Origin of the sequence: Rhodococcus shunpengi (assembly GCF_048381395.1) — a bacterium.
Lineage (GTDB): Bacteria > Actinomycetota > Actinomycetes > Mycobacteriales > Mycobacteriaceae > Rhodococcus.
Map to the genome: position 1 here is coordinate 307,706 of NZ_JBLWIU010000024.1, position 14,662 is coordinate 322,367.

Consider the following 14,662-nt stretch of genomic DNA (forward strand, 5'->3'; position numbering starts at 1 on the left):
GCCCCCGCCACAGTCACGCCGTCTACCAGCCGATTTGTTGGCGTCGAGCGCGATGGTGTAGTTTTCTTTCAGCGCGAAGGGGTCACCGGAGCGCGACGGTACAACCGAATACGGGGCTATGGCGCAGCTGGTAGCGCACCACACTGGCAGTGTGGGGGTCAGGGGTTCGAGTCCCCTTAGCTCCACAAGATCGCTACAGGCGGGAGTTCACGCTCTCGCCTGTAGTCTTCGGTGGCGGTCCCCGTCAGGGCCGTGCAAGGGGCTATGGCGCAGCTGGTAGCGCACCACACTGGCAGTGTGGGGGTCAGGGGTTCGAGTCCCCTTAGCTCCACCCTTCGGAAGACATTCCTCGCGGGAAACTCCTCGCAGCAGCTCTTCTCGTCGTTCTGCAGCGGCCCCGTGCGTCGCGAGGCCGCTGCATTCTCACGATCTCAGCCCGCCGAGCCGGTGGACGTGTACAGCGTCATGCCCCAGCCCACCGTCGTGCGCTCGGGTTCCGCGAGGCCGGCCGCCTCGAACAGTGCCACGTGGTCCTCGTGCGTACGACCACCGCCACCGGTGAGTGCGAAGTCGATGAGATCGTCCTCGTAGTCGTGCTCACGGGCGACGTCGTCGAGCACATTGCCGAAGACGAGGATCCGGCCGCCCGGCTTCAGTCCGGCCGCCGCCTGCTGCAGCACGTGCACGGCGTCGGCCTCGGGCAGTTCGTTCAACCGCCCGCTCAGCAGCACCGCGTCGACCGGCTCGGGCCGGGCTTCGAGCATGCTGCCCGGCGTATAGCCGACGCGCTCGTGCTCGCCGTGGACGCGACGCAGGACCTCGATCTCCGACGGCGCGGCCACCACGGTCGCCCGTGCCGACTGATTCGCCGTGACGAGGGCGTGGGCATAGGAACCGGCCGCCTCACCGGAGACCACGATCGTCGAGACCTCGGAGGGCACCTTCGCCGCGAGGGCACCGGCGAAGTAGACGGCCATCTCGGCCTCCTGCTCGTACCGGTCCGTCAGCAGAGCGGTGTCGTCCGCGACGCGCTGCGCGAAGCTCTTCCCGAACCGCTGCGCGTCGTCCCCGCGACCCGTGCGGACGGCGGCGAGGAGCGCGAGCATGCCTGCCAGTTCCCGCTGCGCGTGCACACCGTCGAGTCGCAGTTCCTCGATGTGGTGGTCGTCCTCGAGTTCACGGCCGACCCCGGTGAGCCGGAACCGGCCCTCGCCGAGATCCTCGGCCACCCCCACGGCGACGAGATAACGGAGCAGTTTGCCCAGGCCGGTGCGGTCGGTCCCGGTCTTGGCCACGAGCTCGTCGAGGGTGCGCGGCGACGCGTCGAAGGCCGTCGCCAGTCCGATGGTCGCTGCGACCCGCAGCGCGAAACCCGGTGCGATCTCGGCCAGTTCGTCGAAGCGGTCGCGTTCGTCCTCGGTCGCCTCGAAATCGGGGAGGGACGCGTCGGCCTCCGACACCGCGACCTCCTGACGACGCCAGTAGCCGGTGACCTCCACCTGTTCCTTGGGCAGGCCCTTCTCGTTGCGCAGCCACCGCCGGATCGGGGTGAGCGTGAGGGCCTCACCGGCCACCCACGCGAAGACCGTGCCCTCCCACCACTCGGCGGCCCAGAGGGCATCGAACAACAGGGTCGTCGTGCCCGGCTCGGCGCCGTCGCGGCTCAGCCAGGTCAGCTCCACCCCGTCGGGAACGGGAAGATCCTGCCGATGCGAGTCGTCGGCGATCTCGACGAAGATCCGGCCGCGTGCACCCGCGGGCCAGTTCTCGAGCCAGCGCCCGATGGCAGGCAGCGCCGTCTCGTCGCCCGCCACGAGCGTCCAGTCCACGCCCTGCGGGTGTCCGGCCGACGACTTCGGTCCGGCGATCTGGATCGTCTCACCGGGCTCCGCACGGTACGACCAGCTCGACGCGGGACCCACGCCGTGGCGCACGAAGTCCACGTCGATCTCGCCGGCGACCGGATCCCAGCGCCGGACGGTGTAGGTGCGCATGAGCAGCTTCGGATCGCGCGGCCAGTTCACCACGCCGTCGGCCTGGGTGGGGCCGAGGGCCTCGTCGAGTTCGGGATGCTTGAACATCAACTTGAACTCGTCGTCCACACCGTCGGACCGGAACGCCTCCACCGGGAATCCGTTCGACGCGACGTGCGCCTGCAACTGTTCGCCCCCGAGGGTCACCCGCCGCATCCCGGGGCTCACGTCCGTCACGCGGAGCACCTTCAGGTACCGGGTGGTGATCGGGAAGACCTCGATGGGGCGAAGACTACGGGCCATGGGTGCGTTCTCCTCGGCAGGGGATCGTGGACGGCGGAACGACCGGTCTTTCCGGCCGCGCGGTGACCTGCGTTTAGGCGAACCTTACTTCAGACGGCATTCGACTGCCGCGACCCGTCCTGGCCCGCGCGACGACCGTTCGCGTACATCTCGTCGACGAGACGGGCGTACCGGGCGAGCACGCGATCCCGGATCGGACGCCCGGTCGGGTCGAGATCGTCGGCCTCCGGCGGCGCGCTCACCGTGACGAAACGACGGATGCGTTCCCACGGATCCGAGCGGGCGTCGAGCTGCTCCAGCGCGGCCGCGACGACCGACTCCGGCGCGGTGGTGAACACGAGGCCGACGCAGTACGGGCGCAGCTCCCCGGCCACGACGAGTTCGCTGCCCGGACACACCCGCCGCCAGCGGTCGGCGAGCGCGGTGGGGCCGACGTACTTTCCGGTGCTGGTCTTGAAGGTGTCCTTGCGGTGACCGGTCACGACGACGAATCCGTCGGCGTCGATCTCGGCGAGATCGCCCGTGTGGAACCAGCCGTCGGCGTCGAGCGCGGCGGCGCTCTCCGCGGGATCGTCGTGGTACCCGGTCATCACTCCGGGACTCCGGATGAGGAGTTCGCCGGTATCGGCGATCCGGACCTCCGTGCCGCGCAGCGGCCGGCCGACCGTGCCGGGGCGGTGCGCGCCGAGCAGGTTCGCGCACGACGGTCCCGACGTCTCCGTGATTCCGTAACACTCGAGCACCGGTACACCGAGTTGCTCGAACCGCCGGGCGACCGCCTCGGACAGCCGCGCCGATCCGGAGATGACGAAGCGGAGCCGACCTCCGAGCTCGTCCCGTTCCAGCCGGGCGACCTTCTCGAGCACGTGCGGGACCGATCCCAGGAAGGTCGGCCGGACCGTCCGCAGATTCGCGGTGACCCGGTCGGCGCGACCGTCGACGGCGGTGCTCACACCTGTGTGCATGGCCATGAGCAGCAACGACCGCCCGAAGACGTGCGCGAGCGGCAACCACAGCAACTGACGGTCGGACGAGGAGATCATGCCGGTCTGCGCGATGGCACGGGCACCGTAGGTCGTGCCTCGGTGGGTCAGGCACGCGCCCTTGGTGCGGCCGTCCTCGCACGCCGTGTAGATCAGCGCGGCCTCGTCGTCCGGGGACAGCGCAGCGATCCGTCGCTCGACGACGTCGGGGTCGGTGCGCAGCAGACGACGACCTTCGGCGGCGAGCTCGTCGAGTCCGTCGATGCCCAGGATGTCGGTGACGGCGACGGGCCGGTCGGCGACGGTGAGGACGGCGTGCGCACGCCGGATCTGCGACCGCACCTCGTCGTCGCGGGTCGCCGGGTAGATCGGGACGGTGGCACCGCCCGCGCACGCGATCGCGAGGTCGGCGACGACGGTCCGATAACAGGTCGTCGCGCAGATCGCGACCCGCGATCCGGCTTCCACACCCCGGCCGATCAGTCCCGCCGCGAGGTCGAAGACCTCCCGTCGTACGTCCGTCCACGTCGAAGGTCGCCACCGTTCACCGTCCGGACGCAGGTAGGCGACGGAGTCGGGGGAGCGGGACACCCGGTCGAGCAGCAGACCGGGCACGGTCGCGGGGAACCCGTCGCGACCGTCGATCGCGGTCGCGGTGCCCGTCGTCGAGCGGGGGTCCGCCACTGTTCGCAGCACCTCCCACGGACGAGGAATCGAAGTCGCCCCAGTGGTCGGAATGTTACCGCCGGTCGGGGTCCGAGGGGCCGAAGTGGCGCAGTACGCGATGCACGCGTCGGCTGGGGCCGGGGCTCCTCCGGGAGGGCGCAGGTGGACGCCGATATCGTGGGCACGTGAGTCCCGCTGCCCGTCGCCCTGAGGTCCTGATCGCCGAGCTGCGCGACGTCCTCACCGGTCCGCTCGCGGAGATCGCGCAGCGATTCTCCACCTATGTCGACGACCTCGCTCCGCACAGCGCCCTGGTGATCTTCACGAGGGAATGCACCGGCCGGCCGCGGAAGGTGGCCGGCGACCCGTCGATCGTCGACCGGGTGACCATCGCCGAGCTGGATCGGGTGCGGAACGAACTCGCCGCGGGGGAGATCCGCCGCGGCAGCTTCCGTCTCGCCGGTCGCGATCGTGAGGTGTGCGCGATCCTCGACGGCACCGACACGCTTCTGGTGCTCGTGCCGCGCGGGGGCCGGGCCACCTCCGCGGCCCTCGATCTCGTGCGGGCGGCATTCGGCGTGGTCGCCACCGGCATCCGGTTGCAGGTGCACACCGCCAGCCCGGCCTATCTCGCGGAATCGCGGGCCGCCTCCGCGGAACGGGCCCGCACCGTCGCCGAGCTCACCGAATCCCATGCCGTGACCCTCGAGACGATCCTCGCGACCCTGCGGTCGAAGGATCTCGACGACACCCGTGCCCGGACCACGGCGCGGGAGACGGCGACCGAGGCCCTGATCGGCCTGCGATCGGCGGTGGACCTGCACCGCGAACTCGCGGAGGAGGCGCTGACCACCGCGTTCGCCCGACTCCACGGCGAGCTGCGCGATCTGGTGCGGCACCGTCCGCTCGACCTGCAGATGGTCGCTCCGCCGGTGGGTGGACGGGGACTGCCCGGCGAGGTCGCACACGCGGCCCGCGCGATCGCCCGGGGCGCGGTGCTGGCGATGTCCGGTCAGGCCGACGCGACGCGGGTGCGCGTCGCGTGGACCTGCGACGACTCGACCCTGCTGGTGGACGTGCGCGACGACGGCCACGGCGAGATCGACGTCGTCGAACTCGAACGCCAGCTCCGCGACCGCGTCGAAACCCTCGGTGGTGGAATCGAATCCGAGTCGACGCCCGGTTGGGGGACACGGATCGCGGTGAGCTTCCCGCTCGACCTGCCGATCGCCGCGACGGACGGCCCCGCGCTCGATGCGCTCGCCGCGCTCGCGCCCCGGGAGATCGAGGTCCTCGAACATCTCGTGGCCGGACGGCGCAACCGCGTCATTGCCGAACGCCTCGGCGTGAGCGAGTCGACGGTGAAGTTCCACGTGGCCGGCGTACTACGAAAACTCGGCGTCAGCACTCGCGGTGAGGCCGCGGCTCTCGGTGCAGAGGCCGGGGTCCGCGCCGCGGGCTGACGCCGAGTTCTCGGTCGTCGGGTGGCCCGTCGAGGACGGTCAGGCGGCCGGTGCCGGCGACGTGGTCGTCGTCGGGGCGACGGTCGTCGTGGGCGTTCCGGAGGAGGTGGTCGACCCGGCGCCCGTGGTGGTCTCGCCCGTGGCCGGAGTCGTGGTCTCCGACGGGGTGGGGACCGGAGCCGTGGTGGTCACCGGGGTGGGCGTGGCTGCCACGCCCGCTTCGGGTGCCGGCGGGGCCACCGGTGCAGCGGGGTCGCCTGCGGGAGCCGGGGCGCCGTCGACGGGGGCGGGCACGCTGCTGTCGGCGACCGTCGCATCGTCGGTCACGGTCGAGGACGGCGAGGTCCCCGGCGTGGTGGACGCCTCGGCGGTCTCGGCCTTCGCCGTCTCCTCGGCGATCATGAGCACCGCGGCCTGGTCGACCTTCTTCGGATCGACCTTCTTGCCCTCCTTGGCCTCGCGGGCCAGGTGCTCGAGCCAAGCGGCGGCGTACTCGACGGTGGACGTGCCCTTGCCGTCGATGTCGTCGTCCCAGTAGTCGAAGTGGTGACCGTAGTGGTCTCGGGTCTCTTCGTTGTAGCCGAAGGTCTGGTCGTACGGGTCGGCGAGCACCACCGCGAGGGTGTTCTCGTTGCTCCGGATGAACCCGACGACCTCCTTGACGATCTTCTCCGGCAGGTACGCGAGGTTCGACAGACGCTCTGCGGGGATGGGCGCCTCGGCACCGTCCTCACCACCGGTGGCGCCGGAGTCGGCGTCGGCAGCCACAGGCGTGGTGGGGCGGGCGGCGGCGGGATCGTAGCTCGGGTCGGAGACCTTGATCAGCACCTCGAGGAAGGTCTCGTCGGACCGCATCCAGTCCGGATTCGCCGAGATGTCGGCGAGGGCGAGCAGCGCGACCCGGCCGACGACCTGGGCCAGGTCGGCGCCGGTCGCGGGGGTGAGACCCTCGCGTTCCAGGGCGTCGCCGTTGACCTGACGGCCCACGTTCGCGAGCAGTTCGATCAGCGCGATGTTCTGGGGTGCCGAGCACGTGAAGTCGCCCTCGGAGCAGAACGACGCGACCTTGCCGGCGAGATGACCGAAACCGCCGTTCGTGTCGGGGAGGACGCCGCGGCCCGGGACGGGGTCGCCGCCCGGCTGGTAGGGGCGATCGAAGCCGTCGGGGTTCGCGCCGTTCTCCGCGCCGGGGAAGAAGCCTTCTCCGGCCTCGCGGCCTGCGTCGGAGAGGATGACCACGCCGCTGACGGCACCGGGATCGATGATGTCCCAGGAACCGTCCTCGCCCTGCTCCTGCGCACCGATCTCCATCGCGGCACGGCGCGCGACGTCGGCGCCCTCGCTGAAGCCGACGATGGCGAACTGGGTGTCCGGGCAGGACCGCCGGATGGCCTTCATGACCTCGATGGTGTTCTCGGCGCCCTTGTTCACGGCGTTCTCGTAGCTGGCGAGGTCGGCCGGGTACTCGATGTAGATGGCGGCGTAGCCCTCGCCGGCCTCGTGGTTCTCGAGCGGTGCGCTGATGACCGGCTCGACCCAGTGGCTGCTGTAGGCGCCCTGCTGGGCGGCAGGAAGGCGGTTGCCGTTCTCGTCGACGAGCATCTTCGACTCGTCGCGAGGGATGTCGCCGCGACCACCGATGCCCAGGCTGACCATGTCGTGACATTCGGTGGTCTTCGCCAGGCCGGCGAGATACGGGTCGGCAACGGTGGGGGTGTCCTGTTGCGGAAGCACGATCGCGGCCGCTGCCACGACTCCGAGCGCGGTGGGGGCGAAGACGCCGGCGAGAATCCGCCGACGCGACAGCGACTTTCGAAGTGCCATGGGCCTCTACCAATCCGTTTCTGACCGAGGAATTGCCGGCCCGCCGAAGTGCGGCGGGTCGTAACGGATTTCGTGAAGGTCGCTCGCGGCGTTACATCGACACGAGTTTCCCGAGGTGGCGACGGAGAAATGCCGCCCGAGCGTCGAGTCGCAAAATCCAAGGGAAATGCGTTAATCGGACAATTCGAGTTCGCCGCTCAGCGCCTGGCCGTTCGGCCGGGTCGGGCCCGCCGAACGATCAGGAGCAGAGCGCCGCGGGAGTGGCTAGGGTCGGAATCACCGGAAGTCGGAAACACCGGACACTGCCGGTCGCATCACGAAACGGAGACACCATGTCGCAAACAGTCCGCGGAGTCGTCGCTCGCTCGAAGGGAGCGCCCGTCGAGGTCGTGCCCATCGTGATCCCCGATCCCGGACCCGGTGAGGTCGTCGTCGCGATCGCCGCGTGCGGCGTGTGCCACACCGATCTGCACTACCGCGAGGGCGGCATCAACGACGAGTTCCCGTTCCTGCTCGGCCACGAGGCCGCCGGTGTCGTCGAGTCCGTCGGTGAGGGCGTCGACTCGGTTGCCGTCGGCGACTTCGTCGTCCTGAACTGGCGCGCGGTGTGCGGCCAGTGTCGCGCCTGCAAGCGCGGCCAGCCGCAGTACTGCTTCGACACCTTCAACGCCACGCAGAAGATGACGCTCGAGGACGGCACCGAGCTCTCCCCGGCGCTGGGCATCGGCGCGTTCGCCGACAAGACCCTCGTCCACGCCGGCCAGTGCACCAAGGTCGACCCGAGCGCCGATCCGGCCGTCGTCGGCCTGCTCGGCTGCGGTGTCATGGCCGGTCTCGGTGCCGCCGTGAACACCGGCGGGGTCACCCGCGGCCAGTCCGTCGCCGTCATCGGCTGCGGCGGTGTCGGCGACGCCGCGATCATGGGTGCGCGCCTGGCGGGCGCCGGCACGATCATCGCCGTCGACCGCGACGACAAGAAGCTCGAGTGGGCTACCGACCTCGGCGCCACCCACACCGTCAACTCGACCTCGACCGACGCGGTCGAGGCCATCAAGGAATTGACCAACGGTTTCGGCGCCGACGTCGTCATCGAGGCCGTGGGCCGCCCGGAGACCTACAAGCAGGCCTTCTACGCGCGCGACCTCGCCGGCACCGTCGTCCTCGTCGGCGTGCCCACCCCGGACATGACCCTCGAGATGCCGCTCATCGACTTCTTCTCGCACGGCGGCTCGCTCAAGAGCTCGTGGTACGGCGACTGCCTGCCCGAGCGCGACTTCCCGACCTACGTCGACCTGTACCAGCAGGGACGCCTGCCGCTCGAGAAGTTCGTCACCGAGCGCATCGGCATCGACGACGTCGAGAAGGCGTTCGAGACGATGCACCGCGGTGAGGTCCTCCGTTCGGTGGTGGTCTTGTGAGCACCTCGCCGATCCGCGTCGACCGGGTCGTCACGTCGGGCACCTTCGCGCTCGACGGCGGTGAATGGGAGGTCGACAACAACATCTGGCTCGTCGGCGACGACTCCGAGGTGGTCGTGATCGACGCCGCGCACACCGCGCAGCCGATCATCGACGCCGTCGGTGGGCGGAAGGTCGTGGCGATCGTGTGCACGCACGCGCACAACGACCACATCACCGTGGCGCCGGAACTGTCCGAGAAGCTCGACGCGCCGATCCTGCTCAACCCGGCCGACGACGTGCTGTGGGAGATGACCCACCCGGGCGTCGCGCACGGCACGCTCGAGGACGGGGAGCGGATCCGTGTGGCCGGCACCGACATCCAGGCGATCGCCACCCCGGGTCACTCGCCGGGCTCGACCTGCCTGTACCTGCCGGAGGCGGGTGAGCTGTTCACCGGCGACACCCTGTTCTCCGGCGGGCCGGGCGCGACGGGCCGCTCGTTCTCGGATTTCCCGACCATCATCGGGTCGATCCGCGAGAAGCTGTTCGTCCTGCCCGCGGAGACGAAGGTGCACACCGGGCACGGCGACGGGACCACGATCGGCACCGAGTCGCCGCATCTCGAGGAGTGGATCAAGCGCGGTAGCTGACGCCGCCGGTGCGCGGTTCCGGTGGCGATCGCCGCCGGAACCGCGCACGAGCGCACGACTAGTCTCACCATCATGGCGAAGAAGCAGATCCCGGTGATCGTGGTGGCCGGATTTCTCGGCGCGGGGAAGACGACGCTGCTCAACCATCTGCTGCGCAACACCCGGGGTGCGCGGATCGGCGTGATCGTCAACGACTTCGGTTCCGTCAACATCGATTCGATGATGGTGGCGGGGCAGGTCGACTCGATGGTCTCGCTGAGCAACGGATGTCTGTGCTGCGCAGTCGATGTCAGCGACATGGATGCGATGCTCGACAAGCTCGCCCACCGCTCGTCCGATCTCGACGTGATCGTCGTCGAGGCGAGCGGACTCGCCGAGCCCCGCAACATGATCCGGCTCGTCGCCGGCTCGGAGAACGAATACGTCTCCTACGGTGGCCTCGTCCTGGTCGTCGACGCGGTGGAGTTCGACGCGACCGCGGAGCAGCATCCCGAACTCGAACAGCACGTGGCGCTCGCCGATCTGGTGCTGCTCAACAAGACCGACCGGATCGACGGCGACGCCCACGACGATCTGCTGACCCGCCTGTGCCGGCTCAACTCCCGCGCCGCCGTCGTCTCGACCGACCACGGTCGCATCGACCCGGCGTTGCTGTTCGACATCCCGGAGCGGCCGGGGCCGCAGCCGGGGGAGCAGCTCACCCTCGACCAGTTGCTCTACGAGCAGAACGACCACGAGCACACCCATCTGCACGACGGCTACGACGCGATCACCTTCGAGTCCGCAGATGCACTGCACCCCCGCGTGCTGGTGGATTTTCTCGAGAACCAGCCCGCGGGGGTGTTCCGTATCAAGGGATACGTGCGAGTTGCTGCCGGATTGGACACCGGCACCTATCTGTTGCACACCGTCGGCGACCACATCCGGTTCGAACCGGCGGGTCGCGGCGACGACGTGCCCGACGGGACGCAACTCGTCGTCATCGGTGCCGATCTGGACTCCGACGACGTACGCGAGCGCCTACGCCGCTGTGTGCCGACCGAACCGGTGTCCGCGGACGCGATGTACGCGATACACCGATTCACGCCCCGCTGAGGCGGAAGGCCGATTCACCCGGCTGACGCGGGAGGCCGGCCCTTCGGCTCAGCGAGCGGCGGAGGTACGGCGCTGGGGGCGACGACGGCCACCGGTGGCAGCTGCAGCGCCCTGACCGGCCGAACGCTGGCCGCCGGCCGCGCGCTGCCCACCGGAGGATCGCTGACCACCGGCGGAACGCTGTCCGCTCGACGAGGAACGCTGACCCGAACCGGAGCCCTGGCGGGGAGCCGACGAACGGCGGCTACCACCGTTGCGCTGCGGACGCGACGGCGCGGCAGCCTGCTTCGGGGCCGGCGCGACGTACGGCGCGATCTCGCCGACGAGCTTCAGCACGTGCTCGGAATCCGCCGTCACCTTGACGGGGGTGACGTCGATGGCGGCCTTGCGCATGATGGCCGCGAGATCCCGGCGCTGGTCGGGCAGGACGACGGTGACGACGTCGCCGGTGCTGCCGGCGCGGGCCGTGCGACCGGAGCGGTGCAGGTACGCCTTGTGCTCGGCCGGGGGATCGACGTGCACGACGAGTTCGACGTCGTCGACGTGGACACCGCGTGCGGCGACGTCCGTCGCCACGAGCACCCGGGCCTCACCCGACGAGAACGCGGCGAGATTGCGGTCGCGGGCGTTCTGGGAGAGATTGCCGTGCAGGTCCACCGCCGGGATGCCGGAGTCGGTGAGCTGCTTGGCGAGCTTGCGGGCCTGATGCTTGGTGCGCATGAACAGGATTCGGCGACCGGTTCCCGAGGCGAGGGCGCGGACGAGGTCCTTCTTCGCATCCATGCCCGCGACGTCGAAGACGTGGTGGGTCATCGCGGCGACGGGGGAGGTGGCCTCGTCGACCGAGTGCATGACCGGGTTCTTCAGGAACCGCTTGACGAGCTTGTCGACGCCGTTGTCCAGGGTGGCCGAGAACAGCAGGCGCTGGCCGTCTTTCGGCGTCGCCGTGAGGATGCGGGTGACGCCGGGCAGGAAGCCGAGGTCGGCCATGTGATCGGCCTCGTCGAGCACGGTGACCTCGATGTCGTCGAGCACGACGAACTTCTGGCGCATGAGGTCCTCGAGGCGGCCCGGGCAGGCGATGACGATGTCGACGCCGCGACGGAGGGCCTCGACCTGGCGCTTCTGCGACACGCCACCGAAGATCGTGGTGACCTTCAGGCCGGACGAATGCGCGAGCGGTTCGATGGCCGCGGCGATCTGGGTCGCCAACTCGCGGGTGGGAGCCAGGATCAGGCCGCGCGGACGGCCGGCCGCCCGGGTGCTCCGCCCGGCGAGGCGAGCAGCGAGCGGGATCGAGAAGGCCAGGGTCTTACCGCTACCCGTACGTCCGCGTCCGAGCACGTCGCGACCGGCGAGGGTGTCGGGGAGGGTGTCCACCTGGATGGGGAAGGGGCTGGTGATCCCGGCGTCGTTCAGCGTGGCGACGAGCGGGCGGGGCACCCCGAGATCGGAGAAAGATGTGGTCATGGAACAGCGCTGCCTTTCGATGCGGCGTGTGTGCACTCGACGGGCCGTGTGCCCGTGGTGCTGTGCGATCGCCGCAAGGAAGGCCGGTGCATCTGTGCGTACTGCATCTGTGCGTGCGGGCCGGGCACGATCCCGGGCCGCCGGTATCCCACGACGGTGGGCGTCGTCGTGACGCCCGAACCATGTCACCCTACCGCACGGGGTGCGTCGGTCCCCTGATGTGACTACAGACCCACCCATTCCGAGGCGCCCTCGGTGAAGTGCTGACGCTTCCAGATCGGCACCTCGGCCTTGATACGTTCCACCAGTTCGGCGCAGGTGGCGAAGGCTTCGGCGCGGTGCGGGGCGGCGACCGCCGCGACCAGCGCGAGATCGCCGATGGTGAGATCGCCCACTCGGTGCACCGCCGCGACCGGGAGCCCGGACTTCATCGCGACGTCCTCGCAGCACCGCCGCAGGAACGCTTCGGCATCCGGGTGGGCCTGGTACTGCAGCGCGGTCACCGACTGTCCACCGTCGTGATTGCGGACGACACCGGTGAAGAGCACCACCGCACCGTGTTCGGCGCCTGCCACCGCGGCGTCCACCACTGCGGGATCGAGCGGTTCCGAGGAGATCCGGGCCAGTAGTTCACTCATGAGCGCCGCCTCCTGCGACTTGTGCCAACAGATGGTCGAGGATCGGGTCGAGGGCGGCGAGACCGTCCTTCACCCCGCCGGGCGAGCCGGGCAGGTTCACGACGACCGTGTGGCCGACGAGACCGGCGACGCCGCGCGAGAGCACGGCGTGCGGGGTGACCTCGAGTCCGCGCTGCCGGATCGATTCCGCGATGCCGGGCAGTTCACGATCGAGCAGGGCGAGAGTCGCTTCGGGGGTCGCGTCGGTCGGCGACGCCCCGGTTCCGCCGGTCGTGACGACCAGGGCAGGGCCGGGACGGACCGCGTCGGCGAGACCTGCGGCGATGTCGGCGTCCGCGTGAACGAGGGGGCCGCGGACCGTGAATCCCTTGTCCTCGAGCCACGACCGGATGAGCGGTCCGGTGCGGTCCTCGCGGGTGCCAGCGGCGACACCGGTCGACGCGACGACTACCGCGGCGGAACGGCCGGTCTCCTCCACGGGCTGTTCATCGGTGCCGGTGGTCTCGTCCCGGCCCGGTGCGTCGTCGCGGGTCCAGTGGCCGCGCTTGCCGCCCTCCTTCGAGATCAACCGCACACCGTCGAGAACGGCGGCCGGATCCACGGCCTTGACCATGTCGTGCAGCGTCAGGCCGGCGACGGCGACCGCGGTGAGCGCCTCCATCTCGACTCCGGTCGGGCCCTTGGTCTTCGCGGTGGCCTCGATCGTGATCGAGGTGTCGGTGAAGTCGAACATCACCTTCACCGACGACAGCGCCAGCTGGTGGCACAGGGGGATGAGCTCCCAGGTGCGTTTCGCCGCCGCGATGCCGGCGATGCGGGCCGTGGCCAGGACGTCGGCCTTGGGCATGTCGTCGGCGCGGACGAGTGCGACCACCTCGGGAGTGGTGACGAGTTCGCCTGCCGCCACGGCGATCCGTGTGGTGTCGGTCTTCGAGGAGACGTCCACCATGCGGGCGCGTCCCTGGTCGTCCAGGTGGCTGAGGTCGGTCACAGGATCCGTACTTTCACGAGGTCTCCGGCTTCGAGGGAGGTGGTGTCGGCGGGGATGTCGAGGAGCACGTCGGCGGCGGCGAGTCCGGCGACGAGATGCGACCCGTGCCCGCGGAAGGGGGTCACCCCGTTCTCGTCGAGTCGCCCGCGCAGGAACTGCCGGCGTCCCGGGATCGACGTGAGATCCTCGGTGAGCGGCAGGCTCTCGCACACGACGGGCGGATAGCCGGCGGCGGCCCGCAGTGCAGGTCGCGCGAACACCTCGAACGAGACGAGCGCGCTGACGGGATTGCCGGGGAAGGTCAGGATCGGCACACCGTCGACCACGGCGGTGCCCTGAGGGCCGCCCGGCTGCATCGCCACCGAGACGAACTGCCCGCCCCGCGGCGCGAGCGTGTCCTTCACGACCTCGAAGTCGCCTTTCGACACTCCGCCCGAGGTGAACACGACGTCGGCGACGCCCACGGCGTGTTCGAGCATCGTCACGAACTCCTCCGGATCGTCGTGGCAGTGGTCGATGGTCACGACGTCGGCGCCGTTGGCCGATGCACTCGCGGCCAGCGCCGGCCCGTTCGAGTTGAAGATCTGGCCCGGCCCGAGTTCGCTCCCGGCCGTGACGAGTTCGCTGCCGGTCGAGATGATCGCGACCCGCGGTCGTGCGCGGACGGGGATCGAGGTCAGGCCGACGGCGGCGAGCGCGGCGATGTGACGGGCAGCGAGGACCGTGCCCGCGGGAAGCAGCAGATCGCCCTTGCGGACATCGGTTCCCGCCTCACGCACATAGGTGCCGGGCGTGACGCTGCGCTCCACGGTCACCGTGCCGACGCCGTCCGAGTCGGGAGTGGTCGCACGAGTGTCCTCGACCGGGACGACGGCGTCGGCGCCGTCCGGGACGGGCGCGCCCGTCATGATCTTCAGCGCGTGTCCCGGTTCGAGTGCCGCGACGGTGTCGCCCGCAGCCAGCACGCCCTGGACGGGCAGGTCGGTGGGGGTCGACGCGAGATCGCCGGCGCGGACCGCGTAGCCGTCCATCTGGGAGTTGCGGAAGGGTGGCAGGTCCAGCGGCGACTCGATGTCCTCCGCGAGGGTGCGGTGCAGCGCGTGCGCGAGCGGCACACGCAACGGGCTCTTCTTCCGCAACGGGTCGAGCAACGCCGCCACGTGCTGTTCGTGTTCCTCCACGGACCGCCTGCCGCTCGTCATGCCG

11 protein-coding genes and 2 tRNA genes are annotated in these 14,662 nt (G+C 70.1%); 6 read left to right on the top strand and 7 right to left on the bottom strand.

From position 1 onward, the window contains the following. The first annotated feature begins 112 nt into the window (after positions 1 to 112). Both ACNJ7K_RS13715 and ACNJ7K_RS13720 read left to right on the top strand, forming a co-directional pair. Positions 113 to 185, top strand: a tRNA-Ala gene (locus tag ACNJ7K_RS13715). A 73-nt stretch (positions 186 to 258) separates the two neighbouring features. Continuing rightward, positions 259 to 331: transfer RNA gene (locus tag ACNJ7K_RS13720), tRNA-Ala, on the top strand. 100 nt (positions 332 to 431) lie between these two features. Here ACNJ7K_RS13720 and ACNJ7K_RS13725 read toward each other — a convergent pair. Together ACNJ7K_RS13725 and ACNJ7K_RS13730 are read right to left on the bottom strand one after the other, a co-directional pair. Next, positions 432 to 2,276, bottom strand: coding sequence for an SIP domain-containing protein (locus ACNJ7K_RS13725; RefSeq protein WP_487041810.1), 1,845 nt, complete (start codon positions 2,274 to 2,276; stop codon positions 432 to 434). Positions 2,277 to 2,365: 89 nt separating this feature from the next. Beyond that, positions 2,366 to 3,943: an AMP-dependent synthetase/ligase gene (locus tag ACNJ7K_RS13730; protein WP_159417920.1), complete on the bottom strand. Its 1,578-nt coding sequence runs from the start codon at positions 3,941 to 3,943 to the stop codon at positions 2,366 to 2,368. 167 nt (positions 3,944 to 4,110) lie between these two features. On the opposite strand from ACNJ7K_RS13730, the gene ACNJ7K_RS13735 reads away from it, so the two are divergent. Then, positions 4,111 to 5,388 carry a LuxR C-terminal-related transcriptional regulator gene (locus tag ACNJ7K_RS13735; RefSeq protein WP_159417921.1) on the top strand — a complete coding sequence of 426 codons (1,278 nt, stop codon included), beginning with the start codon at positions 4,111 to 4,113 and terminating at the stop codon, positions 5,386 to 5,388. Positions 5,389 to 5,427: 39 nt separating this feature from the next. Here the strand turns inward: ACNJ7K_RS13735 and ACNJ7K_RS13740 are convergent, their stop codons facing one another. Continuing rightward, the gene (locus ACNJ7K_RS13740; protein WP_159417922.1) at positions 5,428 to 7,212 is read right to left on the bottom strand and encodes a cutinase family protein; all 1,785 of its coding nucleotides are present in this window, start codon (positions 7,210 to 7,212) and stop codon (positions 5,428 to 5,430) included. A gap of 332 nt (positions 7,213 to 7,544) precedes the next feature. Here ACNJ7K_RS13740 and ACNJ7K_RS13745 point away from each other — a divergent pair, with 332 nt between their 5' ends. The 3 genes from ACNJ7K_RS13745 (at position 7,545) to ACNJ7K_RS13755 (ending at position 10,357) form a co-directional block, all read left to right on the top strand. Further along, positions 7,545 to 8,630: an S-(hydroxymethyl)mycothiol dehydrogenase gene (locus ACNJ7K_RS13745; protein ID WP_088897136.1), complete on the top strand. Its 1,086-nt coding sequence runs from the start codon at positions 7,545 to 7,547 to the stop codon at positions 8,628 to 8,630. After that, complete coding sequence (locus tag ACNJ7K_RS13750; protein WP_064060010.1) at positions 8,627 to 9,262, top strand: MBL fold metallo-hydrolase; 636 nt, start codon at positions 8,627 to 8,629, stop codon at positions 9,260 to 9,262. Before ACNJ7K_RS13745 ends, ACNJ7K_RS13750 begins: the two co-directional genes overlap by 4 nt. Positions 9,263 to 9,334: 72 nt before the next feature. Next, positions 9,335 to 10,357 (top strand): CobW family GTP-binding protein, encoded by a 1,023-nt coding sequence (locus ACNJ7K_RS13755; RefSeq protein WP_159417924.1) that lies wholly within the window; start codon positions 9,335 to 9,337, stop codon positions 10,355 to 10,357. A 48-nt stretch (positions 10,358 to 10,405) separates the two neighbouring features. Here ACNJ7K_RS13755 and ACNJ7K_RS13760 read toward each other — a convergent pair whose 3' ends face one another. From ACNJ7K_RS13760 to ACNJ7K_RS13775, 4 genes are all read right to left on the bottom strand, one after another. After that, positions 10,406 to 11,827, bottom strand: a complete 1,422-nt coding sequence (locus ACNJ7K_RS13760) for a DEAD/DEAH box helicase (protein ID WP_159417925.1) — start codon at positions 11,825 to 11,827, stop codon at positions 10,406 to 10,408. Positions 11,828 to 12,051: 224 nt separating this feature from the next. Beyond that, a complete protein-coding gene (locus ACNJ7K_RS13765; protein ID WP_487041811.1) occupies positions 12,052 to 12,465 on the bottom strand; it encodes a molybdenum cofactor biosynthesis protein MoaE in 414 nt (137 codons plus the stop codon). After that, positions 12,458 to 13,456, bottom strand: a complete 999-nt coding sequence (gene moaCB / locus ACNJ7K_RS13770) for a bifunctional molybdenum cofactor biosynthesis protein MoaC/MoaB (RefSeq protein ID WP_159417926.1) — start codon at positions 13,454 to 13,456, stop codon at positions 12,458 to 12,460. Before moaCB ends, ACNJ7K_RS13765 begins: the two co-directional genes overlap by 8 nt. Next, positions 13,453 to 14,658 carry a molybdopterin molybdotransferase MoeA gene (locus ACNJ7K_RS13775; RefSeq protein ID WP_159417927.1) on the bottom strand — a complete coding sequence of 402 codons (1,206 nt, stop codon included), beginning with the start codon at positions 14,656 to 14,658 and terminating at the stop codon, positions 13,453 to 13,455. Before ACNJ7K_RS13775 ends, moaCB begins: the two co-directional genes overlap by 4 nt. Positions 14,659 to 14,662: the final 4 nt, after the last annotated feature.